Origin of the sequence: Pseudoxanthomonas japonensis (assembly GCF_043632995.1) — a bacterium.
Taxonomy (GTDB): Bacteria; Pseudomonadota; Gammaproteobacteria; order Xanthomonadales; family Xanthomonadaceae; genus Pseudoxanthomonas_A; species Pseudoxanthomonas_A japonensis.
In genome coordinates this window covers 29,477-52,106 of record NZ_CP171634.1, presented here as the reverse complement: position 1 = coordinate 52,106, position 22,630 = coordinate 29,477, and the positions used below count along the sequence as shown (strand labels likewise).

At 65.5% G+C, this 22,630-nt stretch carries 28 protein-coding genes; 8 read left to right on the top strand and 20 right to left on the bottom strand.

Annotated elements, in window-relative coordinates:
- Positions 1 to 3: 3 nt before the first annotated feature.
- The 6 genes from ACGHX3_RS21115 to traJ are packed head-to-tail and all read right to left on the bottom strand — an operon-like array spanning position 4 to position 7,582.
- Positions 4 to 393, bottom strand: a complete 390-nt coding sequence (locus ACGHX3_RS21115) for a protein TraD (protein ID WP_006122510.1) — start codon at positions 391 to 393, stop codon at positions 4 to 6.
- A gap of 21 nt (positions 394 to 414) precedes the next feature.
- A complete protein-coding gene (locus ACGHX3_RS21110) occupies positions 415 to 2,478 on the bottom strand; it encodes a DNA topoisomerase III (protein ID WP_394697561.1) in 2,064 nt (687 codons plus the stop codon).
- A gap of 11 nt (positions 2,479 to 2,489) precedes the next feature.
- Entirely contained in the window at positions 2,490 to 3,026 is a 537-nt protein-coding gene (gene traF / locus ACGHX3_RS21105) for a conjugative transfer signal peptidase TraF (protein WP_006122512.1), read from the bottom strand.
- The gene (locus ACGHX3_RS21100) at positions 3,023 to 4,936 is read right to left on the bottom strand and encodes a type IV secretory system conjugative DNA transfer family protein (RefSeq protein ID WP_000694765.1); all 1,914 of its coding nucleotides are present in this window, start codon (positions 4,934 to 4,936) and stop codon (positions 3,023 to 3,025) included. Before ACGHX3_RS21100 ends, traF begins: the two co-directional genes overlap by 4 nt.
- Complete coding sequence (gene traI / locus ACGHX3_RS21095; protein WP_394697560.1) at positions 4,933 to 7,173, bottom strand: TraI/MobA(P) family conjugative relaxase; 2,241 nt, start codon at positions 7,171 to 7,173, stop codon at positions 4,933 to 4,935. The genes ACGHX3_RS21100 and traI overlap by 4 nt, the downstream gene beginning before the upstream one ends.
- A 34-nt stretch (positions 7,174 to 7,207) precedes the next feature.
- Positions 7,208 to 7,582, bottom strand: a complete 375-nt coding sequence (gene traJ, locus ACGHX3_RS21090) for a conjugal transfer transcriptional regulator TraJ (RefSeq protein WP_394697559.1) — start codon at positions 7,580 to 7,582, stop codon at positions 7,208 to 7,210.
- 373 nt (positions 7,583 to 7,955) lie between these two features.
- On the opposite strand from traJ, the gene ACGHX3_RS21085 reads away from it, so the two are divergent.
- The 3 genes from ACGHX3_RS21085 to ACGHX3_RS21075 are packed head-to-tail and all read left to right on the top strand — an operon-like array spanning position 7,956 to position 9,519.
- Positions 7,956 to 8,354, top strand: a complete 399-nt coding sequence (locus ACGHX3_RS21085) for a TraK family protein (RefSeq protein ID WP_001127128.1) — start codon at positions 7,956 to 7,958, stop codon at positions 8,352 to 8,354.
- The gene (locus ACGHX3_RS21080; protein ID WP_001062597.1) at positions 8,354 to 9,079 is read left to right on the top strand and encodes an ArsA-related P-loop ATPase; all 726 of its coding nucleotides are present in this window, start codon (positions 8,354 to 8,356) and stop codon (positions 9,077 to 9,079) included. Before ACGHX3_RS21085 ends, ACGHX3_RS21080 begins: the two co-directional genes overlap by 1 nt.
- Entirely contained in the window at positions 9,079 to 9,519 is a 441-nt protein-coding gene (locus tag ACGHX3_RS21075) for a conjugal transfer protein TraM (protein ID WP_000718516.1), read from the top strand. The genes ACGHX3_RS21080 and ACGHX3_RS21075 overlap by 1 nt, the downstream gene beginning before the upstream one ends.
- A 202-nt stretch (positions 9,520 to 9,721) precedes the next feature.
- Here the strand turns inward: ACGHX3_RS21075 and kfrC are convergent, their stop codons facing one another.
- From kfrC to ACGHX3_RS21010, 13 genes are all read right to left on the bottom strand, one after another.
- Complete coding sequence (kfrC, locus tag ACGHX3_RS21070) at positions 9,722 to 10,375, bottom strand: IncP plasmid survival protein KfrC (RefSeq protein WP_000826922.1); 654 nt, start codon at positions 10,373 to 10,375, stop codon at positions 9,722 to 9,724.
- 28 nt (positions 10,376 to 10,403) lie between these two features.
- On the bottom strand, positions 10,404 to 10,751 hold the full coding sequence (gene kfrB / locus ACGHX3_RS21065) for an IncP plasmid survival protein KfrB (RefSeq protein WP_000664557.1): 348 nt from the start codon (positions 10,749 to 10,751) through the stop codon (positions 10,404 to 10,406).
- A gap of 170 nt (positions 10,752 to 10,921) precedes the next feature.
- A complete protein-coding gene (locus tag ACGHX3_RS21060; RefSeq protein ID WP_011342948.1) occupies positions 10,922 to 11,953 on the bottom strand; it encodes a DNA-binding protein in 1,032 nt (343 codons plus the stop codon).
- A gap of 179 nt (positions 11,954 to 12,132) precedes the next feature.
- Entirely contained in the window at positions 12,133 to 13,182 is a 1,050-nt protein-coding gene (locus tag ACGHX3_RS21055) for a ParB/RepB/Spo0J family partition protein (RefSeq protein ID WP_011114060.1), read from the bottom strand.
- Positions 13,179 to 13,943, bottom strand: a complete 765-nt coding sequence (locus ACGHX3_RS21050; protein ID WP_000855329.1) for a ParA family protein — start codon at positions 13,941 to 13,943, stop codon at positions 13,179 to 13,181. Before ACGHX3_RS21050 ends, ACGHX3_RS21055 begins: the two co-directional genes overlap by 4 nt.
- Positions 13,940 to 14,242, bottom strand: coding sequence for a transcriptional regulator KorA (locus ACGHX3_RS21045; protein WP_010890110.1), 303 nt, complete (start codon positions 14,240 to 14,242; stop codon positions 13,940 to 13,942). Before ACGHX3_RS21045 ends, ACGHX3_RS21050 begins: the two co-directional genes overlap by 4 nt.
- Positions 14,243 to 14,355: 113 nt before the next feature.
- Entirely contained in the window at positions 14,356 to 14,886 is a 531-nt protein-coding gene (locus ACGHX3_RS21040) for a DUF2761 domain-containing protein (protein ID WP_010890112.1), read from the bottom strand.
- A gap of 1 nt (position 14,887) precedes the next feature.
- Positions 14,888 to 15,217, bottom strand: a complete 330-nt coding sequence (gene kleE / locus ACGHX3_RS21035) for a KleE stable inheritance protein (RefSeq protein WP_010890113.1) — start codon at positions 15,215 to 15,217, stop codon at positions 14,888 to 14,890.
- 144 nt (positions 15,218 to 15,361) lie between these two features.
- The gene (locus tag ACGHX3_RS21030) at positions 15,362 to 15,577 is read right to left on the bottom strand and encodes a DUF2688 domain-containing protein (protein WP_010890114.1); all 216 of its coding nucleotides are present in this window, start codon (positions 15,575 to 15,577) and stop codon (positions 15,362 to 15,364) included.
- Between the two features lie 58 nt (positions 15,578 to 15,635).
- A complete protein-coding gene (gene kleA / locus ACGHX3_RS21025; RefSeq protein ID WP_000041932.1) occupies positions 15,636 to 15,872 on the bottom strand; it encodes a stable inheritance protein KleA in 237 nt (78 codons plus the stop codon).
- Positions 15,873 to 16,031: 159 nt separating this feature from the next.
- Positions 16,032 to 16,289 (bottom strand): transcriptional repressor KorC, encoded by a 258-nt coding sequence (gene korC / locus ACGHX3_RS21020; protein ID WP_010890115.1) that lies wholly within the window; start codon positions 16,287 to 16,289, stop codon positions 16,032 to 16,034.
- Between the two features lie 16 nt (positions 16,290 to 16,305).
- Complete coding sequence (locus ACGHX3_RS21015; RefSeq protein WP_010890116.1) at positions 16,306 to 17,511, bottom strand: protein KlcB; 1,206 nt, start codon at positions 17,509 to 17,511, stop codon at positions 16,306 to 16,308.
- A 51-nt stretch (positions 17,512 to 17,562) separates the two neighbouring features.
- Positions 17,563 to 17,991 carry an antirestriction protein gene (locus ACGHX3_RS21010; protein ID WP_001095942.1) on the bottom strand — a complete coding sequence of 143 codons (429 nt, stop codon included), beginning with the start codon at positions 17,989 to 17,991 and terminating at the stop codon, positions 17,563 to 17,565.
- 168 nt (positions 17,992 to 18,159) lie between these two features.
- Between ACGHX3_RS21010 and ACGHX3_RS21005 the strand changes: the two genes are divergently transcribed.
- Together ACGHX3_RS21005 and ACGHX3_RS21000 are read left to right on the top strand one after the other, a co-directional pair.
- Positions 18,160 to 18,429 (top strand): type II toxin-antitoxin system ParD family antitoxin, encoded by a 270-nt coding sequence (locus tag ACGHX3_RS21005; protein WP_001260984.1) that lies wholly within the window; start codon positions 18,160 to 18,162, stop codon positions 18,427 to 18,429.
- Positions 18,426 to 18,740, top strand: coding sequence for a type II toxin-antitoxin system RelE/ParE family toxin (locus ACGHX3_RS21000; RefSeq protein ID WP_394697558.1), 315 nt, complete (start codon positions 18,426 to 18,428; stop codon positions 18,738 to 18,740). The genes ACGHX3_RS21005 and ACGHX3_RS21000 overlap by 4 nt, the downstream gene beginning before the upstream one ends.
- 984 nt (positions 18,741 to 19,724) lie before the next feature.
- Here ACGHX3_RS21000 and ACGHX3_RS20995 read toward each other — a convergent pair.
- Positions 19,725 to 20,159 carry a mercury resistance transcriptional regulator MerR gene (locus ACGHX3_RS20995; RefSeq protein WP_000414383.1) on the bottom strand — a complete coding sequence of 145 codons (435 nt, stop codon included), beginning with the start codon at positions 20,157 to 20,159 and terminating at the stop codon, positions 19,725 to 19,727.
- A gap of 71 nt (positions 20,160 to 20,230) precedes the next feature.
- Between ACGHX3_RS20995 and ACGHX3_RS20990 the strand changes: the two genes are divergently transcribed.
- The 3 genes from ACGHX3_RS20990 (at position 20,231) to merA (ending at position 22,629) form a co-directional block, all read left to right on the top strand.
- On the top strand, positions 20,231 to 20,581 hold the full coding sequence (locus ACGHX3_RS20990) for a mercuric transport protein MerT (protein ID WP_001294666.1): 351 nt from the start codon (positions 20,231 to 20,233) through the stop codon (positions 20,579 to 20,581).
- 15 nt (positions 20,582 to 20,596) lie between these two features.
- Complete coding sequence (gene merP, locus ACGHX3_RS20985) at positions 20,597 to 20,872, top strand: mercury resistance system periplasmic binding protein MerP (RefSeq protein WP_000732290.1); 276 nt, start codon at positions 20,597 to 20,599, stop codon at positions 20,870 to 20,872.
- A gap of 71 nt (positions 20,873 to 20,943) precedes the next feature.
- Positions 20,944 to 22,629, top strand: a complete 1,686-nt coding sequence (merA, locus tag ACGHX3_RS20980; RefSeq protein ID WP_394697557.1) for a mercury(II) reductase — start codon at positions 20,944 to 20,946, stop codon at positions 22,627 to 22,629.
- The last annotated feature ends 1 nt before the right edge of the window (position 22,630 follow it).

Below are 22,630 nucleotides of genomic sequence, written 5' to 3'. Positions count from 1 at the left end.
GGGTCAGCCCTCCGACGCCTTGCGCGCGGCGGCCTGGGCAACCGTCTCGCCGGGCCGCAGGTCGTACAGCTCGCGGGCGTTCGTGGTGGTGATGAACGGCGGGATGTCGGCGCTCGGGCCTTCGTCGTCCAGGAATGCCGGCTCCAGCGCGCCATCGACTTCCACCAGGTCGTCGCCGCTCGCGGCGGCGTCCTGCTCGGACAGCGCGTCCTCCACGAACGCGCCCACGCGCTCGGCTTCGTCGGGGTCGAACTCGACCTGGAAGCCGGGCGTCAGCGCGTCGGCCATCTTCTCGCGCACGGCCTCGCGGCCGGCGGCGTCGTCGTCAACCGGCGGCAGGACGGCCAGCGGCTCGTCGTGGGCGGCGGTGTTGGTGGTGGTTTGCTCGTTCATGGTCGATCTCCTTCGCTGTGGTCATTCGGATGCCTGGCCGTTGCGGCCCTTGCTGTAGTCGGGCCGACCCTTGAGGTCGGGGTAGGTCTGCTTGCATGTGGGGAAGTTGCTGCAACCCCACCAGAATTGCCCCTTCTTCTTGCTCGGCCGGCGCGACAAGCCGCTGCCGCAGGCCATGCACTTGTGAAGGGATGACACCGGCGCGGCTTCCTTGCCGCCGGCGATGGTCACGGCTCCGCTGTTGGCCTTCGCCACCTGGTCGCGGATGAACGTCTCTTGCTTCGTGATGAAGGCGTCCAGGGCGGCCGTGCCCTGCTCGACGCCTTTCAGCATCCGCTCGTAGAGCGCGGTCAGCACCGGGCTTTTCACAACCTCGGGCAGCGCGTCGATGACGCTGCGGCCGAGGGTCGTGCTGATGATCTGCTTGCCTTTGACGGCCAGGAACTCGCGCCGCTTCAACTCGGAAATGATCGACGCGCGGGTGGCCGACGTGCCGATGCCGTCGCCCTCGCGCAGCATCTTCTTGTGCTCGGCATCGCTGACGAACTTGTGGATGTTCTCCATCGCGCGGATCAGCGTGCCCTCGGTAAAGCGCGCTGGCGGCTTCGTCTTGGCGTCCTTGCGGGTGGCGTCCGTGCAGATCACGGCGTCGCCCTGGGCCATCGACGGCAGGGCCTGCGTGCCGCTGTCGTCGTCCTCGTCCTTCTCGCCTTCCTCGTCGGCCTGGCTGTACACGTCACGCCAGCCGTTGCGCGTGACTACCTTGCCGCTCGCGGCGAAGTTCTCGCCCGCGATCTCGACGCCCACGGTGGTCTGCATGTACTCGTGCAGCGGGTAGAACTGCGCCAGGTAGGCGCGCACGATCAGGTCGTAGATGTTGCGCTCGCGCTCGCTGAGGGCGGCCTTGCTGCCCTTCTGCATGGTCGGCACGATGCCGTGGTGCGCGGTGATCTTCGAGTCGTCCCACGTCTTGGACTTGATACGCGGATCGGCACCATCGACCAGGCCGGCCAGTTCGGGGTTGACGTGCTTGATCGCCTCCAGCACGCGCGGCGCGTCGGCGTGCTGCGACTCCGGCAGGTAGGCGCAGTCGGTGCGCGGGTACGAGGTCAGCTTGTGCGTCTCGTAGAGCGCCTGGCAGGTGTTCAGCACGTCCTCGGCGCTGTAGCCGAACTTGGCCGAGGCCAGTGCCGTAATGTCGGACAGGGCGAAGGCCAGCGGCTGGTTCTGCTTCTTGGCCTCCTGTTTGTACGCGGCGATGGTGCCCGGCTGGCCCTTGACGGCGGCCACCAGGGCGTCGGCGACGGCGGTATCGACAAGGCGGCCTTCGCTGTCCAGGCCGGCTTGATCCTCCTTCGCCTTCCATGCGGCGGCGAAGCTGCCGCCGGCGTGCTGCACCACCGCCCGGATGGTGTGGTACGGCACGGCCTTGAATGCCTCGATCTCGCGGTCGCGGGCGACCACGAGGGCCAGCGTCGGCGTCTGCACGCGGCCCACGGTCAGCAGGGCGCGCGAGCCGCCGCGCTGCGCGCGCAGCGTGTACGCGCGGCTGAGGTTCATGCCGATCAGCCAGTCGGCGCGCTGCCGCCCGCGTGCAGCGTCGGCCCAGCCTGCATAGGTGGTGTTCTCCTTCAACGCGGCCAGGCCGCGCTTGACGGAAACGGAGTCCTGCGCGCTCACCCAAAAGCGGCGCACCGGCTTGCTGTTGCGGAAGTGCTCCAGCACTTCGTCAACCAGCAACTGGCCTTCGCGGTCGGGGTCGCCGGCGTTGACGATCTCCTTGGCCTCCTTGAGCAGCTTGCCGATCACGGCGAGCTGCTTCTTCGCGTCGTCCTTGGGCTTGAGAATCCAGCTCTCGGGGATGATGGGCAGCTCATCGACGCGCCAGACCTTCTTGCCGGACTGGCCGCGCGGCACGTCATCGGGCGTGTACTCGTCGGGGTCGGCCTGTTCGAGCATGTGCCCGAAGCACCAGGTCACTTTGTCGGTGCCGCACTCGATGAAGCCGTCGCCCTTGCCGGTCGCGCCCAGCTCGCCGGCGATGGCCTTGGCGACGGACGGCTTTTCTGCGATGAAAAGGCGCATGGTGTGTCTCCCTACCAGGTGATGACCGGACGGATCACGGTCTTGATTTGCGAACGATTGATCGGGCCGAAGTAGCGGCCGTCGAAGGATGTGGCGCTCACGTCCGACATAAGCAGCACCTCGGAATTGCCGAGCGTGTAGCTGTTGGACTGATAGCGCGGCAGCGGCCGACCGGCCTTGTCGGCCTTGATCGGCGCGCTGAGGGGCAGCAGCTCGCCGTTGACGCGCACGCCGTCATCGGCGACGGCGACGGCATCGTCTTTAGCGGCTAAAACGCGCTTCATCATGTAGCCGTAGCCGCCCTGGCAGAAGCCGGCCCCGATGTAGCCCCTCTCCTTGGCGTCATCGAACACGCCGAGCTGCGGCGGGCAGAAGAGGACGTAGGCCCCCTTCTCCACCGGCGCGCTGCTCGTCCAGTACAGGCCGACCGGAATGCTCTTGGTGGTGTTCACGCGGGCACCGGCGGCATAGCCGCCGGCGGCCAGCAGCAGGGCGGCCACGCCCGCGATGACGACGCCTGCCGCGATACGTTTCAGGATGCGGCTCATATCGTGATGCCCTCCCCTTCCGTCTCGGCCTGTGCGACGGCGCGCAGGCGGTCGCTGACCTTGGGCGCAGGGATCGCGGCGCGTGCCGAGAACACTGGGTCTTTGAAGTACAGGGGTTGCTTGCCGTAGATCGCCGGGTAGCCCGCGACGTAGATCACCATGTCGCCGGCTTCTTCGATCTCGCCCTGGGCGTTCTTCTTTGGCCCCGGCATGCGCAGGCATTCGTCGGGCGTCAGCAAGGGCCGCTGCACTTCCTGGTAAGTGCGCGACACCTGGCCCAGCATCGCCGCCGTGCGGCGGCCGCTGGTCGTGATCTGCTCCTTCACCACGGTGGTCTGCCCGGTGAGGCGGGACAGGTGTTCGGCCGTCTCGACGCGGTTGGGCGGGTAGGCGTTCTGCACGTGGCAGTTCGACGTGATGCTTTCGTCGTGGCCGTAGCCCGTCTCGCGGCTCTTGAGCTGGTTAATGTCCTGGCAGATGAGGTAGCACTTGATGCCGTAGCCGGCCACGAAGGCCAGCGACTCTTGCATGATCTCCAGCTTCCCGAGGCTCGGGAACTCGTCCAGCATCATCAAGAGCCGGTGCTTGTAGTGCGCCACCGGCCGGCCGCCCTCGAAGTCCATCTTGTCGGCCAGCAGGCGCACGATCATGTTCACCATGACGCGCACCAGCGGCCGCAGGCGGGCCTTATCGTTGGGCTGGGTGACGATGTAGAGGCTTACCGGGTCGTCCTCGTGCATCAACTGCTTGATGCGGAAGTCCGACCGGCTGACGTTGCGGGCCACCACGGGGTCGCGGTACAGGGCCAGGTACGACTTGGCCGTGGACAGCACCGATCCGGCTTCTTCCTCGGGCCGATCCATCATGTCGCGGGCCGCCGAGCCGATGGCGTGATGGTTCTGGCCGTCTACGTGCCCGTAGGTCGCCATTTCCATCCAAAGCTCGCCAATGTCCCGGTTCGGGTCGGCCAGCATCGCATCGACGGACGGCAGCGTGGCGGTGCCGCCATCGTCCTTGGCCTTGTACAGCGCGTGCAGGATCACGCCGACCAGGAGCGCGAAGGCGGTCTTCTGCCAGTGCGAGTCCAGGCCCTTGCCGTCCGGGTCAACGATCAGCGTGGCAAGGTTCTGCACGTCACCCACCTCGTATTCGGTGCCGAGGCGGATTTCGTCCAGCGGATTCCAGCAGACGCCGCCCGAGGTGCTGGCCGGCTCGAAGCGCAGCACCTTGTTCTTGGCGTGCTTCTGCCGCCAGCCGGCGGTCAAGGCCCACAACTCGCCCTTCAAGTCGGTGATGACGCTGCTCGCGCCCCACGACAGCAGCGTGGGCACCACCAGGCCGACGCCCTTGCCCGAGCGCGTGGGCGCGTAGGTCAGCACGTGCTCGGGGCCGCTGTGCCGCAGGTAGAAGAAATTGCCGTCCTTGTCCTGCCAGCCGCCCACGTACACGCCGGTAGCCGTGGGTGCGGCCTTGCCGGTGACGATCTCCAGGACGTTGCGCTCGCGTGGCAGCAGGCCGGCCGCCTGAATGTCCTTCTTCTCGGCCCAGCGGGCCGAGCCGTGCAGGTACTCGTTCGCCTTCGAGCTGTTGGACGTGACGACCTTCGCCACGGCCACGCCCAGCAGGCCCACGGTCGAAACCAGCATCCCCATGCTGCCGGCCTTCATGATCTCGTCCGGGTACTGGCTGTACCACTTGTACGTCCAGTGCAGGATCGACCAGGGCGCGTACACGTGGCCCACGTTGGGGCCGAGGGTCGCGTGATAGGCGAACGTGTGGGCGAAGAACTGCGTCGCGGCCTGGAGGCCGCCGACCATCGAGGCCGCGCCCAGCACCGGCAGCAGCTTGCTCGGCTTCGGTTTGGCGGTTCGGACTTGCGGCCCTACCGCGTTGTTCATCTTGATCTTCATCTACTCCTTCCTTTCGACGTTTTGATGGAGCCTTTCGCGGTGATCGAGACGGCATCGCCGACCGCGATGCGCGTCAAGCGCCGGGCCGTGGCCTGGTCGATGGGCGTAACCATGACCTCATCACCTCGTTTCAAGAGGGCCAGCGCCTGGCCCTCGATAGTCCTGGTGCCCTGGAACGTGAGCGCACCATCACCGGCAGTATATCGGGAATGCTTCGGTATATCGAAACCTTTTAGGCGCTTTGCCTCGCGTTCGGCGATGTACTTGTCGGCGGCGGCGACGCCCGGCGGCGTCTGGCCTACTCCTGTTCCTGGCCGAGAAATTCCCCGTCGCAGTGCGTGATCTGGTTGGGTTCCTTGCTGCTCCACGTGACGAGGAACATCACGCGGCAATAGCACTTCACTTCCGCCGGCGATGCGAACCACACCGAGTTCGGACAGTGCTCGCAAACGGTGCTGGCTTTGGGGCGGCGGTTTTCTTCCAAGGCGTCCAACGTCGGGCTTCCGGTGGACGGTGGCGGCGTGAAGGCCGGCGTCGGCGCGGTCGCCTCGGCCGGCGGCTGGCCGGCCGTCGCCTGCTCGGGCGACGGCTGCGGCTCCGGTAGCGTGCTGGTCGGCAGCGGGCCGCTGTCCAGGGCCGCCAGCGCCGCGTCCAGTTCGTCCTCGATGCTCTGGTCTTTCGGTTCGCTCATGGGTGTTCTCCTTGTTCAAAAGCGCCTGCCGCCGGCTCTCAAGAGCCGGATCGGTGAAGGTGATGGGTAGCTGGGAATCGACGGCGGCGCGGATCATCTGCGCCTTGAACTCCACCGTGCCGTTGACGGTGATGCGGTTGCCGTAGCGTTGCATCGCCAGGCGCAGGGCTTCTTGCAGCCCTTCGCGCGTGGCCTCGCGGGAGACTTGCAGGCGGTCACCGTCATCGCGCACGGCGCTCATGCCGGCGCGGAAGATGATCGTCCCCTTCTTCGTGATGTTGTCCACCGCCGGCGCGTGGCCGGGCTTCGCCTGGCCCTCGCCCCGGATGGTGTTGCCCTTGAGGCCCTGGGCCGCCTCGCGGGCGCGCAGGGCGGCCAGGGCGTCGGCGCCGCCGTGCTGCGCCTCCTTCTTGAGCCAGTCGGCCCACGTGCGCCGGCTGTGCTCGGCGTAGAGGGCCGTGCGCTCCTGCTGGAACTGCTTGTTGATCGCCTGGATTTCGCTGCGCAGGGCCTTGCTCGCCTGGGCGTACAGCAGCTTCTTGTTCGCGCGGCCCTCGCCGACCACCTTAATCGTGGCGCGGCGCAGGCGGTTCGACCTCTTGGCCGCCTCGATCAGCCGATCCTTGCGATGCCGGGCGCGCTCCAGGGCCTGGGCGCGCGCCGTGGTCAAGCTCTGCTGCTCGGCCTTGTACTTCGCGTACAGCTCCACGGTGTTGACGCGAAGGCGGATGGGGTCTTTGCGGTACTGCCGCTTCGCGGTGGTTTGCGCCTGCCGTTCGGGCGAAGCCTCGAACGGGCCAAGCCGCGCCTCCAGGCTCGGCTTGGAAAGGTCGCGGGCTACTGTGCTCGCCTTCACCATCGTTCCGTCGCCGGCCTCGAACACGAGGCCATTGGCGCGGACGCGCAGCTCCATTCCGTTGTCGCGCATGACCTGGTGCAGTTCCTGCCAGGACTGCGCGCCCTTGATCTCGTCCAGGCACTCGCGCTTGATCCAGCCGACCAGGCTTTCAACGCCGGCATGCCGCTCCATGTCGGCGGCCCGGCCCTCCGCGCCGCGCTTGCGCGGCTCGTGGTTGTCGCGCTCCAGGCCGTAGTCGCGCTCCAGGGCCGTGCAGAGTTCCGCCAGCGCCCGGTGCGGGTAGTACGGCTCGTGCATCGTGTGCCGCGTCGGGTGAATCTTGTTGATGGCGATGTGGATGTGCAGGTTGTCGGTGTCGTTGTGGACGGCACTGATTCGCTGATGCTCGCCATAACCCAGCCCGACGCAGATGCGTTCCTCAATCGCGCGCAAGGTGTCGGCGCTGGGCTGCTCGCCGGCCCGGAAGCTGACGATCAGGTGGTAGGTCTTGTCGCCCTTCGCGCGGGTGTTCGTGTGCTGGGTCGCCAGCACCTCCGTGATGGCGTCCTGGATGGAACCGGCTTCGCAGTTCGTCGCCTGCACGTGGCCCAGCCGGTGGTCTTTGCTTTGGGCGTCGGTGATGTAGTTCGCCAGGCCCGCGAAGTCGCTCTTGCCAAGCGAGCGCATCGGCACGTGCTTGGCGATCATGGCCGCCCCTCCGGCTTTTTAGCCGCTAAAGAAGTCAAGGCTCGGCCCTCGGCTGAACCACGGCCTCCATGATCCGGCTCATTTCGTCCTGGGTGGCCTCGATCCGGCCCAGCAGGGCCAGGATGGTCGCCTCGCCGAACTGGAGCGTTCGCACGTCATCGGTCAGCCAGAGCTTGAGCAGGCCGCCAAGGCGGCCAAGGTCGCCGTTGACGCGCACCAGCTCGCGCACGTGCTGGTAGTCCATGACGCCCTTGATCTGGTAGCCCTGGCCCACGTCGCGCAGATAGCGCGCCACGCTGACGCCCGCCCTCTTGGCGTTCGCCTCGATCTCGTCTTTCTCTTCGGGGAACACCGGCACCCGCAGGTGCTGCCGCCGCCGGCGGCCGTGTTCCTTTTCGTCGTTCTCCATGCCTCGCCTCGTCTCTCATGCCGGCGGTAGCCGGCTGCCTCGCAGAGCAGGATGACCCGTTGAGCGCCCCCGGCGCGAATAAGGGACAGTGAAGATAGATAACCGGCTCGCCGGTTAGCTAACTTCACACATCCTGCCCGCCTTACGGCGTTAATAACACCAAGGAAAGTCTACACCAGCCATTACGATTTATCCGCAACTATCGCGCTATCAGGCCGCAAAAGCAGCAACGGATATAGCGAAACCCGCCACAATGGCCCATAATGCCCCTATCGAAGCGTGCCAATGCACGCCGATAGCGGACTTTTTGCGTTTCCGTAGCGCCGCTTAGTAGCGTTACATTTGCGATGAGAGGATTAGATGGACGAACACGATGCCAAAGACCTACCCCGAAGAGCTGGCTGAATGGGTGAAGGGACGGGAAGCCAAGAAGCCGCGCCAGGACAAGCACGTGGTCGCGTTCCTGGCCGTCAAGAGCGACGTTCAAGCGGCGCTCGATGCGGGCTATGCGATGAAAACGATCTGGGAGCACATGAAGGAAACCGGCCGGCTGCGCTGTCGGTACGAAACCTTCACCCAGCACGTGAAGCGGTACATCAAGGCCGCGCCGGTAGCTTCCCCGCCGCCTCCCGCCACTCCCCCGGACAGCCAGCCCAAGGGCGCGAAGCCCGAGCCGAAGGCCGCCCCGCCGGCCTCGGAATCCAAGAGTGAGCCACCCAAGATCGGCGGCTTCACGTTTGATGCGACTCCAAAGAAAGAGGATTTACTGTAATGGCGAAAATTCACATGGTTCTGCAAGGCAAGGGCGGCGTCGGCAAGTCGATGATCGCGGCCACCATCGCGCAGTACAAAGCCGGCAAGGGACAGAAGCCGCTTTGCATCGACACCGATCCGGTGAACGCGACGTTCGAGGGCTACAAAGCCCTCAACGTGCGCCGGCTCAACATCATGGACGGCGACGAGATCAACACCCGGAATTTCGACGCCCTGGTCGAGATGATCGCGTCGGCCGAGGGCGACGTCATCATCGACAACGGGGCCAGCTCGTTCGTGCCGCTGTCGCACTACCTCATCAGCAACCAGGTGCCGGCGCTGCTCCAGGACATGGGCCACGAACTCGTGGTGCATACGGTCGTCACCGGCGGCCAGGCCCTGGTGGACACGGTGAGCGGCTTCGCCCAGCTCGCCAGCCAGTTCCCGGCCGAATGCCTGTTCGTGGTCTGGCTGAACCCGTATTGGGGGCCAATCGAGCACGAGGGCAAGGGGTTCGAGCAGTTGAAGGCGTACACGGCCAACAAGGGCCGTGTGTCCGCCATCATCCAGATTCCGGCGCTGAAAGAGGAAACCTACGGCCGCGACTTCGCCGAAATGCTCCAGGATCGGCGCACCTTCGATGAGGCCCTGGCCGATTCGGCGCTCACGATCATGACGCGGCAGCGGCTCAAGATCGTGAAAACCCAGCTCTTCGCCCAGCTCGAAAACGCGGCGGTGCTCTGATGGCGGCCGACGACAAGATCGAGGAGCTGATACGGGAGATCGCGGCCAAGCACGGCATCGCCGTGGGCCGCGACGATCCGATCTTGATCCTCCAGACCATCAACATGAAGCTGATGCAGGACAGCGCATCGGCCCAGCAGGAAATCTTGGACGCCTTCAAGTCGGAACTGGAGTCCATCGCCCACCGATGGGGTGATGACGCCAAGGGAAAGGCGGAAAGGACGCTCAACGCGGCGTTGGCGGCCAGCAAGGACGCCATGACGCGGGGAATGCAGGAGGGCGCGAAGGCGGCCGCCGAGGCCGTGCGGCGTGAGGTTGAGGCGGTGACGGCGCAGCTCGTCGCGCCGATCCGCGAGGCGCGGCGCGTCGCCATGATGAACATGGTCGCGGCCGGCATGGCGGTCGTGGCCGCCGGCCTGGCCCTGTGGGCCTCGCTGTAGATGGCGATGCGGGATCTCATCGTCAGAAGTGGCGATGGTCGACCGCGCCGGCGGCATCGCCAGGTTCGGCGATGCTGGCCAGCTCCCGGCATCGTCGCTTGTGACGATGCTGCAGGATGATTCCGCCAGGCCCTCGGCGGGCCTCCCTCGCCAGAAATGGCGATGCTCGAGAAAAAAACCCGGCGACCGCCGGGCTTCGTTTTTATGCGGGCCTGGCTGACAGGCCCAAGGACTGCGATCTCCCTGGCCGCTCCTGGGCCTGGGATTGCTTGCGCTCCTGCTCCTGCTTGCGCATCAGCAGCTCATGCCGGCGGGCGGCCTCGCGCATGGCATCCCAATCGGAAGCCAGCTCGGGGTTCTCGGCGCGCATCTTGCGCGTCGCCAGCTCTTCGATCTTCGGCGAGTGCAGGCCCATGCCTTCCTTGATCTCGCGGACGGCCTCCAGGCGCGCGTGAAGCGTCTGCAAGCGGGCCTGCTGCTGCGCCTGCTGGTTCTGCCAGGCTCGCTTAGAGCCGGGCAAGGAAAGCCGGCCAGGCGCGGACGCCTGGGTCTGCTGCAAGCGGGCCTGCTGCCGGTCGATCAGGTTTTCTAGCCTGTCCTCGATGTGCTCCACCTGGTCGTGCTTGGCCTGCACGTAGAGCGCCAGGGTTTCGGGGTAGGACTGCTCGACCGGGGCCGCCTCTAGGGTGGCCTGCTGCTCGATCTCGGCCGCCTGGGCGGCCTCCAGCAAGTCGGCTCCGGTGTCCTCGCGCGAAGCGCCGAAGGCGGCACCGCCGAGGGTGGCCGGCGCGCTGACGCGGGCCGGCTTGGTGGCGCGGCTCTCGGTGCCGCTGCCGGGGATGGTGAGTCGTTTCAAGGGCGTGCCTCCTTTTTAGCCGCTAAAGCTACATGGAGCGCCCCCGCGTCAGTTTCGGGGCCTCTGCGGCGACTGCCGCCTTGCCCTGGGCGTTGTAGCTGATGCTCTTTGCGCTCCCAATTTCAGGTACTTTATCGAAATCTGACCGAGCGTGCATGACAAAGTTCTTGCCGATCTGCTGGTACACGTTGGTGGCGTCGGCATGAACGATCACGCCGGCGTGGGTCTGCTTCTTGTCGGCCGCTTGGGCCGTGTACAGGTTGTAGATGCCGGGCTTCAACGCGCCCGCCTTGTCTACTTTCTGATTCGTCCAAGCGCCGTCCTTTTCGGCCTGAACGATGCGTTGACCGTTCATGACCAAGAGGCGTTCTTTCATCGGGCACTCCTATGGTTGCCGTGGTTCTCAAAAGGGTGATGGTGGCCCCATGCAAGCCGCGCTCCAACAAAAAAGCCGACCTCGGCAAAGCGAGGCCGGCTCTTCCCAGCGGCCGGGTTGTGCGTTTTGTCATGGTTCCAGGGTAATTTTAAGGAAAACCAACCGATTTATCAGGTCTTTTTGCGTCCGCCGCTGGTCGGATCGGCCGCCCGGCCTTGCGCCATGACGGTTTCCAGGGCCTCCAGCCGGCCGCGAAGCCCGGCCGCTTCCTCGCGGGCCTGGGCAGCGTCGCGCTTCGCCTGGTCGCGCTCGCCCTGGGCGGCGGTCAGCCGCTCGGCCTGGCGGTGTGCCTCGGCCGCCATCGCCTTGCGCTGCTCCTGGTGGGCCTGCTCGGCCGCCTCGGCCTTGGCCTGCACCTTCACCAGCTCCGCGCGCACCTGGTCGCGCTCGGCGGCGGCCACCTCGGTGGCCTTCCGCTGCTCGGCCTGAGCGGCGCGCGCCTGGTCGGTCGCCTGGTTCGCCCGCTCCAGGTCGGCACGCAGCTCGCCGGCGCGGCGCTCGATCTCGGCGGTACGGCTGTTCGCGGCCGCGAGGTCGGCCCGCAGGGCCTCCACCTGGTCGGCGCTGGCCGTGGCCCTCTCCTGGGCCTTGTCGCGCTCTGCGCGCGCCTGGCGGGCTTCCTGATGGGCGTGATCCAGCTCCGTGCGCAGCTCGCCGGCCCTGGCCTCGGCCGTGGCCGCGCGCTCGCTGGTCGCCGCGAGCTTGCCGCGCAGCTCGTCGGCCTCGCCCTTGGCGGCCGCCTCGACGGCCTCCAGGGCCGCGACGCGGGCCTTGGCCTCGTCCAGCTCGCCGGTGAGCTGGTCGGCCAGCTCTGCGGCTTCCTGGCGCGCTGCTTCCGTCTCCTGGCGCACGGCCTCCAGCGCCTCGCGCTCGGCGGCCAGGCGGTTGTTCGCCATTTCCAGCGCCACGGCCCACAAGTCGCCGCCCAGCTCGGCCAGCTTGTCGGTGATCGCCTGCGGTGCCGGCTCGCGGATCGGGGCGGCCTGGCTGGCCTTGCGTGCGCGCCACTCGTTCATCGCCTCGCTGATGGTGGTGAAGCTGCCGCTGCCGAGCTGCTTGCGCACGTTCGCCAGCGTGGGGTTCTGGCCGGCCGCGTCCAGTTCGTCGGCCACCGCAAATATCTGCTCCTTCGAGATCGCCATGTCGGGCCTCCTTTGGCCGGTTGTATGTTGTAGCGTGTAGCATACTACAACATACAACACTACGCAAGCGGTTTAGCTGAACTTTTTTTAGCGGCTAAAACGCGGGCAAAAAAAAGCCCCGCTCGATGGCGGGGCGATGGGTGGGGGTCGGTGGTCGGCGATGCCCGGCGCTGGGCGTGTCAGCCCTCCAGCAGCGCGACAAGCTGCACGGTGCCAAGGTCGGCCTCGAACTCCTGGCCGTCATCCTCGTATTTGAGCCAGGCCCAGCCCTCGGCCGGGGGCCGGCGGTTGAGGATCAGCCGTGCCGGCCGGTCGTCGTGCTTGACCTGGATGATGGCCTTCTTGAGCTTGTCGGGGTCGGCCTCCTTCGGCTCCTTCTTCCCCTTGGCGTCATCATCCTGCGGCCCCTGCTCGCCGTCGCCGGCCTCGGCGTCGGTCTTGCCGGTCAGCGCATCGACGGTGTTGGGATCACGGTCGCCGTCCTCGTGACTGCGCTTGTCCTCCAGGAACTCGCGCAGCAGCTTCACCGAGCCGCGCGTCAGCTCCTGGCTGTCGTCGGCCAGCCAGGCGGCCACCTCGTCGGGGTTCTTCTTGTAGGCCGTCACCAGCTCGTTGATGACAGTCACGTCCTTGCCCCGGCCGCTATTGAACGCCTCGGCAATGGGTTCGGGCAAGTCCAGCAGCGTGACGTGCTGCGTGACGAAGGCCGGCGACTTGCCGATCTCCTTGGCGATCTCGCCCTTCTTCTTGCCCTTCGCCAGCTCGCGGCCGATGAAGTCGGCGATCTCACGCGCCGTCAGCTCGTTGCGTTGCAGGTTCTCGATAACCTGGTCGGCCTCGTTGTAGTCGTTGTCGATGAAGGCCGGGATCGTGGTCTTGTGCGCCCACTTCGAGCCGCGATAGCGCCGCGCGCCGTGGTTGATGAGGTAGCGCCCCGGTGCGTCCGGGTTCTCGCGCACGCTGATGGGCGACTTCACGCCGCGCGCTTTGATGGTCTCGCCGATCTCCGCGATGCTCTCCGGCGAGAAGCCGGGGTTGTCGGCCGTGCGCGGCTGGTGTGGGTCTTCGTCGATCAGGTCAAGCGGCAGCTCCTGCGGGCCTGCGCCGCCGGCGTTGGCCGCCGGCTGCTCGTTCAGCAGGCCGGCCAGGTCGCCCAGCCCGTCCAGGCCCAGCCCGGACGATTGCGGCTTGTCCTGCTCCTTCTTCTTGGCGTTGGTCTTGGCGCTCATTGCGCGATCTCCATCTTCGTGAACACGTAATCCGCCAGCGCACGCACCTCCTGGGTGGCCTTCCGCGCGGCGGTCTTCTTGATCTTCCACACCGGCATCTGCTCGCCCAGCGCCTCGGCGATGCTGTCACGCGCGCCGATGCTGAACGGCAAGATGAGCTGCGGGTATGCCTGCTGCAACGTCGCCAGGTTGTTGACGTGGCGCGGCTTCCGCGCGTCCACCTTGTTCGGCACCATGCCGAGGAAGCGCAGCTTGGGGTTCTGCTTGCGCAGGTTGCTGATGACCGCGACCATCTTCTTCATGCCCTGCAAGCTGTACGCCTCCATTTCGATGGGCGACAGCATGTAGTCGGCCGTCAGCACGGCCGCCGTCATGGCGACGCCAAGGGAGGGGGCCGTGTCGATCAGGCACACGTCGAAGAACTCGCCCAGCGCGGCCACACTGGCCCGCAGCGCGGCGGCCGCCTGGGAAAGCTCCATCTTGTCCAGGTTCGCCAGGTTGGCGTCTGCCGCGATCAGCGCCAGGCTCTCGCCCTCGCGCTTGCCGAACCAATACCGCAGGTCATCGGTGTCGCCGGTGAACAACTGGCTGGCGAGGTAGCCCGATTGGTACGCCGACAGCGTGAACGATGCGTTGCCCTGGGTGTCCAGGTCGATCACGGCCACGCGAAGGCCGCGCTCCAGGAAGTCGAATGCCAGGTGGCAGGTGGCGAACGTCTTGCCTTGACCGCCCTTCTGAATTGCCGTGACCAGTGTTTTCATGACTTGGGTTCCTGTTTCCTCTTGGCGTCTGCTTCCCACTTCTTGACGATGAACGCTTGATGCTCCGGCAGTACCGCCGTCACTCGCTCGAAGCCCTCGGGGAGCTGTTCCCCTGCTGCTGCCCATACGCGACTGACCGCCTGCGACACCGCCCCCTTGGTCAGCCCCAGCGAAGTGACAAACTCCGCCTGGGGCCGGCCATCGACCAGCACGCCGCGCGCTATGTCGATGGTCTGCTGCCCGATCTCCAGCCCCTTGATGGCCGTCTGGAATTGGGCTTCGGTTAGCCGTTTCTTCATGGATTGCACCCATAACACTCCACACCCGGTTTGTTGAACAAATGGCGGTGCCAGCCGCCAACCATGTGCAGAAGTTTAGCTAAACCATGCGAAGCCGTCAAGCGTTTTAGCGGCTAAAAATTTGTTCGCGCCTTGTCGATGGCCGATGCCGTTGCGGCCGTCGCCCGCGCCTGTCGCCAGTGGTCGGAATCCACCGCGCACGCGCAAAGCGTGGCCCCGTCCTGGTCGTAGAACACGGCCGGCCGGCCCTCCACCTTCGCCTCGATGCGCAGCGCCTTGGCAGGCAGGCCCAGCCCGTCCGCGATGACGGCCAGGGTGGCGCGCTGCAAGGCCAACTCTTCCCCCTTGGCGTCAATGAGCTGTGCCGCATGGGCGGCACTCAGGAAGAACGTCATCAGCGGGCCTACGGTGCGCGTGCCGCCGCTGGCAAAGCACACGTCGAAGGAACCGCCGCCCACGTGCGGATCGACGCCCTCCACGAGACGCCAGGGGTCAAGGCCCCATTCTTCGGATTGCGCGCTGTACCAGTAGGCCGGCGCGTCGCCGTTCAAGTCGCTGTCCGCGTACTCGCGCACCATGACGGCCACGCGGCCAGTGGTCGGCTCCACGAAGCCAGGCGGGTAGGGGAGGGTCTGCTTTGCCATGTCAAAGCCCTTTCGGTTTGTAGATCGAAACGAAGTAGGTGATCGCGGTCAGTGCCGCGAAGTACGCCAGGAACGACCAGCCGGCATACACGCCAGGCGTGTTCCAGTGGTAGAGCATCCGCACGAACTGGAAGAAGGTGATGATCGCCAGCACCCACTTGAGCACCGGCCAGACCAGCACGGTCGCCACCCATACGAACTTGACCAGGCCGGCCACCAGGCCCCGGCCTTCGGCCTTGGGTGCGGCAGGCGCAGCAGCGGGCGCGGCAGGCTGCACCGGCTCGGGAGCCGGCGGCTTGCTCGCCCTGGGGAACTTGACGATGTTGGACATGGCTTGACCCTCCACGCGGTTACGTGTTGAATGCTGGATGCTCCCACTCGGAAGCATGGTTACGGTGTGCCAGCACCAGGCCAAGCGCCCCGGATCACTCCGGGGCGTTCCTCCACCTGGGGCCGTCGAACGTGTGGAATGCCGTCATTGCAGCGTCGCTCCGCTCATGCGTCGCACGGCCGCCGCCAGCAGCATTTCCGTCAGCTCGTTATCTTCCTCCGGCGTGATGCAGCCGCCGCAGATGCTGCCGAACTTCTCGCGGGCATCATCGGCGCCGATGATGGTGTGGCTCAAGGTTCGGATGCTCTTGCCGCAGCGCCGGCAGCACGTCTCGATGATCTCGATCTTGCCTTTGCTCATGGGACTGTTTCCTCTTGGCGTTCCGTTGATGACCCGGCCGAAGCCGGGCCGCCTTCCCTTACCAGCCGACGCTGCGCTTGGCCTGCTCGACCGCTTGGCTCGACCATTCGCCCTTGGCACTGGCCTCCAGGCTCAAGGCGGCGAAATAGGCTTTGCCGCGCAGCTCTTCCGCCTGCTTCACCAGCTCGGCCGCCTCGGCCATCGTGGCCTCGATCTGGTCGCGGCGGGCTTGGAAGTCGGTGGCTTCCACATTCGGCAGGGCGTCAACCCAAGGCATGATCTTGTTCTTGCTCATCGGAACCTCTCCGGTAATCGACCTGGGCGGAATGCCCGGCCTTCAAGTGCTATATTAGGACAAAATGTCCTAGCCTGTCAAGCACTTTAGCTAAACTATTTTCGCTTTACCGTAGTCCGATGCCTAGCACTTTAGCCGCTAAAGCCTCTTTCCCTGGCGTCAAACCTCTTTCCAGATCAGCCCGAGGCCGGCGTAGTCGCACAGCAGCGCCCACGCGGCATAAGGGATCGGCGTGTCCTCGCCCACCCATCGCCGGATCGTCCGGTCGCCCTTCGGGCCGAGGCCCAGCACCTTCGCGGCTTTGCCGCCGGTGAGGCCCGCCAGGCGCAGCACCTCGCGCACCTCTTCGCCGCTCGGCTGCGCCCACCGCTCGGCCGGCTTCAAGCACTCCAGCCGGATATTGGCGTCGTTCGTCATTCGTTTCTTCTCCTGGTCACGTGATAAGCCGCAGTTGGTCGAATCCGTAGATCGACTGAATGCAGCTCGGGTCTGAATCCACCACACGGCGGCCCGCGCGGTTGGTCTTGTATGTCACCGGCCGGTCGTCATGCGCCCACACCTGGCGGGTGTCTGGATGCACCTTCACGATGATGACGCGCTTGCCGATCTCCTTGGCGAACACCGGATGGTGGACGCTCACGATCTCGCACCGTTGGCCTGGTGCGGGCGTGAACTCCACCAGGTCGGCCGGGCCTGCATCGCCATTCCTGGCGGTGCTGCAGGATGCTTCGCCTGCGCCCGGCATCGTCGCTTCTGGCGATACAGGCCCAGCCTCGGCCTTGCAATCGTCAGCTTTGGCGGTGCTGCAGCGCATCGCCGTTTCCGCCGATGCGGGATCTCGCTCGCGGCCCCCGGCCTTTCCCTTGGCGTTCGACCTGGCGGCCCTGGCCGCCTTGACCTTGCCCGCCGCCTCGGCCGCCCAGCGCCGCGCGATGAACGCCTTGTGCGCCGGCAGCACCACATCGACCAAGACGAAGCCCGGCGGGATCGTCACGGTCGCCGGCTCGCGCCGCGCCGGCGGCACCAGGCCGGCCAGCCAATCGGGCAGGGGAGCGTCGGCCAAGCGGTCGCGGTAGTTGGCCTCGATCAACACCGGCCGCTTCTTCTCGGCCAGCATGGCCGTCAGGATGCCGCGCGCAACCTCGTCCACGGTCATGCAGCCCCGCGCCGTGTCGAAGTGCGAGCGATAGCCCGTCGCCGAGATAAACGGCCTGTCCAGGTCAACCGCGTGGAACTGAAAATGCGCGTTGAGCGGCCCGCCATAACCGGCCTCGTACTCCACCAGGGCGCGCACGTCGCCCGCCACGGCCAGGAACTGGCCGCGCTGGCCCCACAAGGGCACGTCCCCCGGCACCGCAGCGCAATGCCGCTCGATGACGCGGCCGGCGGCCTCGTCGTCGGCCATGCACCCGAAGTTCGTGCCGCCGTTCAGCTTCCAGATGATCGCCTCGTATCGGTCGCCGGCCAGCTCGGCCGCCGCCCCGTCGCCGCGCATGACAGCCGCGTCGATCTCCACCACGGCCGCAACGGCCGCAGCCAGCAGGCCGTCACGGTCTGCCGGCAGCTCGGCCAGCAGCTCGGCCGCCGGCGCGCTCCAGTCCTGGCCCGTCTGGGCCGGTTGCTTTGTTCGCTTCGCCATCGCTTGACGTGCTCCTGGTGCAGCCCCGGCCGGAGCCGGGGCCGCCCCTCATCAGTCAATAGCCCGGTAGATCGCAGCGGCCTCGGGGTGGCCGGCCGCGAAGCCGCGCAGGAAGTGATAGCGGTCGATCAGGGCGTCGGCCGCGTCCGTGCCGGCGATCTCGGCCGCGAGCTGGCCGAGCGCGAACAGGGTTGCGACAATGCCGGCGGCGTCGGCCGACAGTTCGCCCCGGAAGCCGTTGCCGTCTACCTCGATCTCCAGGCGCTCGGCCAGGTCGGGGGCCAGGTAGAAACCGCCGTCCGACAGGGTGTAGTAGTGCCAATACGCGCCGTTGTAGCGTTCGCAGAGCCGGCGCAGCCAGGCGTACACAAGGGCCTCGCCGCGCATCATCAGGCGCGGGCCGAAGTAGGTAGGCAAGAAGTCGAGGCGCTGGGCCTCGGCGACCAGGGAAGCGGTGACGGGTTGGTCTTGGGTGTTCATCGGAACTCTCCGGTAGTTGACCTGGGCGACATGCCCGGCCTTCAAGACGTATATTAGGACAAAATGTCCTAACCTGTCAAGCACTTTAGCTAAACTTTAGCCGCTAAACTGGACTTCGCCCCCTTGGAGTGATAGGATTGAATCCTATTGAACCGAATGGAGGCCGCCATGCGAACCACCCAGCAACTGAGCATCACCCTGCCGAACGACATGGCCGACGTGGTGAAAACGAAGGTCAAGACCGGGGAGTACGCGAGCGAAAGCGAGGTCATCCGCGACGGCCTGCGTGCGCTACTCGCGCGTGATCGCGCCGTCGAGTCCTGGCTTCACAACCAGGTCGGCCCGGCGTATGACGCCCTGAAAGCCGATCCCTCCCGAGCCGTCACCGCCGACCAGGTGCGCGCCCGCCTGGCCGCCGAGCATGCGAAGGCGCAATGAGCTACGCGATCGTCTTCTCGCCCGAGGCCGAAGAGCAGCTTGCCGAGCTGTACCGCTACATCGCGGCGGCGGCGTCGCCTGACGTTGCCGCTCGCTACACCGAGGCAATCGTCACCTACTGCGAAAGCCTGCGCACGTTTCCACTGCGCGGCACCATGCGCGACGATGTGCGGCCCGGCCTGCGCATCACGAACTACCGCAAGCGCGCCGTGATCGCCTTCGATGTGGCCGGCGATCTGGTTTCCATCATCGGCGTGTTCTACGGCGGGCAGGACTACGAGACGATCCTGCACGACGACGCGGACGACTGAATTCCCCCGCTTCTTGACACTTGAGGGGCGCAATCACGCCCTGGGCCTGGCAGGCCGACCCCTCCCTTGGCGTTCAACCTTGCGGCCTTCGAGCTGGAGCCATCTTCCGACTTGGCGACGGCGCAGGAGTCACCGCGGCCTTGACAGTTGGGGAGTCCAGAGGGGGCCTTGGCCCCCTTTGGAAGAGCACGAACTTCTGCCAGGCGCTTGCGCCTGGCTATGGTCAGCCGTAGCGCCGTAGGCGCTCCATTCTTGGGGTGAAGGCCGTAGGCCGAGGGGCAACGCCCCTGGGGGGATGGGAGGCCGCTTTAGCGGCCGGGTGGGATCGAGAAGGGGGGGCACCCCCCTTCGGCGGCCGATCATTCTGCGGGGCACCTTGGGCCGGTTTGCCGCTTTTTTCGACACCCGGTTATAACAACTAGGTTTAATATAAAGGTTATGAAGGGTTAAAAGCCGGTTAGCTTGACCGGAAAACGCGCGCAAGCCGTTGATACGCCAAGGAAAAGGCTCGAAGGGCCGCCCCTCAAGTGTCAATGGATAAGCCCCTCAAGGGTCAATAGTCTGCCCGTCAAGTGTCAAGGATCGCGCCCCTCATCTGTCAGCACCCCCGCCCCTCAAGTGTCAGTACGGCAAGGGCCTTGCCAACAGGCTTATCCACAACTTCTGTGGATAAAGCCAGCCCGATCAAGCACATAGGCCGCCTCGACGGCCTCCGGCGCGGCTCCAGCCGGCCGATTTCGAGGCCGGCCCCTCATCTGTCAGCATCGCGCCGGGGTGCGCTGCCCCCCAAGTGTCAAGAAACGCCCCTCAACTGTCACCAGCCGGCGTTTTGTCCCCAAACGATCCACAAGGGGGAACCGCAGAATTCGGAAAAAATCGTACGCTAAGCTAACGGTGTTCTCGTGACAGCTCTTTGACTAGGCTTTCTAAGGGGTCGTCTCAGAAAACGGAAAATAAAGCACGCTAAGGCGTAACTACCCTCGGCTACACCGCGTCGGCACCACGCGGCTCTTTCTCCCCTTGCAGCGAAGCAATCAGCGGGCAAGAAACGTTCCCTTGCCGCGCATGGCAGGCGAACACAAGTTCGGATAGCACGGTTTCCATGCGCGCCAGGTCGGTCATTTTTTCGCGCACGTCCTGAAGCTTGTGCTCGGCCAGGCTGCTGGCTTCCTCGCAGTGGGTGCCGTCATCCAGCCTCAGCAGCTCTGCGATCTCGTCGAGGCTGAATCCGAGCCGCTGGGCTGATTTCACGAAGCGCACCCGCGTCACATCCGCCTCGCCATAGCGGCGGATGCTGCCATAGGGCTTGTCCGGCTCCGGCAACAAGCCCTTGCGCTGATAGAACCGGATTGTTTCCACGTTGACCCCGGCCGCCTTGGCGAAAACGCCAATAGTCAGATTCTCCAAATTTTTTTCCATATCGCTTGACTCCGTACATTGGTACGGAAGTAAGCTTAAGCTATCCAATCCAGATTTGAAAGGACAAGCGTATGTCTGAACCTCAAAACGGGCGCGGGGCGCTCTTCACTGGCGGGCTAGCCGCCATCCTCGCCTCGGCTTGCTGCCTGGGGCCGCTGGTTCTGATCGCCCTGGGGTTCAGCGGCGCTTGGATCGGCAACTTGACGGTGTTGGAACCTTATCGCCCGATCTTCATCGGCGCGGCGTTGGTGGCGCTGTTTTTCGCCTGGCGGCGCATCTACCGACCGGCGCAAGCCTGCAAACCAGGGGATGTGTGTGCGATTCCCCAAGTGCGCGCTACTTACAAGCTCATTTTCTGGGTCGTGGCCGCGCTGGTTCTGGTCGCGCTCGGATTTCCCTACGTCATGCCATTTTTCTATTAATCACAGGAGTTCATCATGAAAAAACTGTTTGCCTCTCTCGCCATCGCTGCCGTTGTTGCCCCCGTGTGGGCCGCCACCCAGACCGTCACGCTGTCCGTACCGGGCATGACCTGCTCCGCTTGTCCGATCACCGTCAAGAAGGCGATTTCCAAGGTCGAAGGCGTCAGCAAAGTTAACGTGACCTTCGAGACACGCGAAGCGGTTGTCACCTTCGATGATGCCAAGACCAGCGTGCAGAAGCTGACCAAGGCCACCGAAGACGCAGGCTATCCGTCCAGCGTCAAGAAGTGAGGCACTGAAAACGGCAGCGCAGCACATCTGACGCCCTTGTCTGCTACCACAAACGAAAAAGGATCTATCGCATGACCCATCTAAAAATCACCGGCATGACCTGCGACTCGTGCGCGGCGCACGTCAAGGAAGCGCTGGAAAAAGTACCCGGCGTCCAATCTGCCATAGTGTCCTATGCCAAGGGCGCGGCCCAGCTCGCCCTTGATCCAGGCACAGCGCCGGACGCACTGACCGCCGCCGTGGCTGGCCTAGGCTACAAAGCGATGCTCGCCGATGCCCCGCCGACCGACAACCGCACTGGGCTGTTCGACAAGGTGCGCGGCTGGATGGGTGCCGCCGACAAGGGCAGCGGCGGCGAGCGCCCGTTGCAAGTCGCCGTGATCGGCAGCGGTGGAGCCGCGATGGCGGCAGCACTGAAGGCCGTCGAGCAAGGCGCGCAGGTCACGCTGATTGAGCGCGGCACCATCGGCGGCACCTGCGTCAACGTCGGTTGTGTGCCGTCCAAGATCATGATCCGCGCCGCCCACATCGCCCATCTGCGCCGGGAAAGCCCATTCGACGGCGGCATGCCACCCACACCGCCGACGATCTTGCGCGAGCGGCTGCTGGCCCAGCAGCAGGCCCGTGTCGAAGAACTCCGTCATGCCAAGTACGAAGGCATCCTGGACGGCAATTCAGCCATCACCGTTCTGCACGGTGAAGCGCGTTTCAAGGACGACCAGAGCCTTATCGTTAGTTTGAACGAGGGTGGCGAGCGCGTCGTGATGTTCGACCGCTGCCTGGTCGCCACGGGTGCCAGCCCGGCGGTCCCGCCGATTCCGGGGTTGAAAGAGTCACCCTACTGGACTTCCACCGAGGCCCTGGCGAGCGACACCATTCCCGAACGCCTTGCCGTAATCGGCTCGTCGGTGGTGGCGCTGGAGCTGGCGCAAGCCTTTGCCCGGCTGGGCAGCAAGGTCACGGTCCTGGCGCGCAATACCTTGTTCTTCCGTGAAGACCCGGCCATCGGCGAGGCGGTGACAGCCGCTTTCCGTGCCGAGGGCATCGAGGTGCTGGAGCACACGCAAGCCAGCCAGGTCGCCCATATGGACGGTGAATTCGTGCTGACCACCACGCACGGTGAATTGCGCGCCGACAAACTGCTGGTTGCCACCGGTCGGACACCGAACACGCGCAGCCTCGCGCTGGACGCAGCGGGGGTCACTGTCAATGCGCAAGGTGCCATCGTCATCGACCAAGGCATGCGCACGAGCAACCCGAACATCTACGCGGCCGGCGACTGCACCGACCAGCCGCAGTTCGTCTATGTGGCGGCAGCGGCCGGCACCCGTGCCGCGATCAACATGACCGGCGGCGATGCGGCGCTCGACCTGACCGCAATGCCGGCCGTGGTGTTCACCGATCCGCAAGTGGCGACCGTGGGCTACAGCGAGGCGGAAGCGCACCACGACGGGATCGAGACCGACAGCCGCCTGCTAACACTGGATAACGTGCCGCGTGCGCTCGCCAACTTCGACACACGCGGCTTTATCAAGCTGGTAATCGAGGAAGGTAGCGGACGACTCATTGGGGTACAGGCAGTGGCCCCGGAAGCGGGCGAGCTGATCCAGACGGCGGTGCTCGCGATCCGTAACCGCATGACCGTACAGGAACTGGCTGACCAGTTGTTCCCCTACCTGACGATGGTCGAGGGGCTGAAGCTCGCGGCGCAGACCTTCACCAAGGATGTCAAACAATTGTCCTGCTGCGCAGGATGAA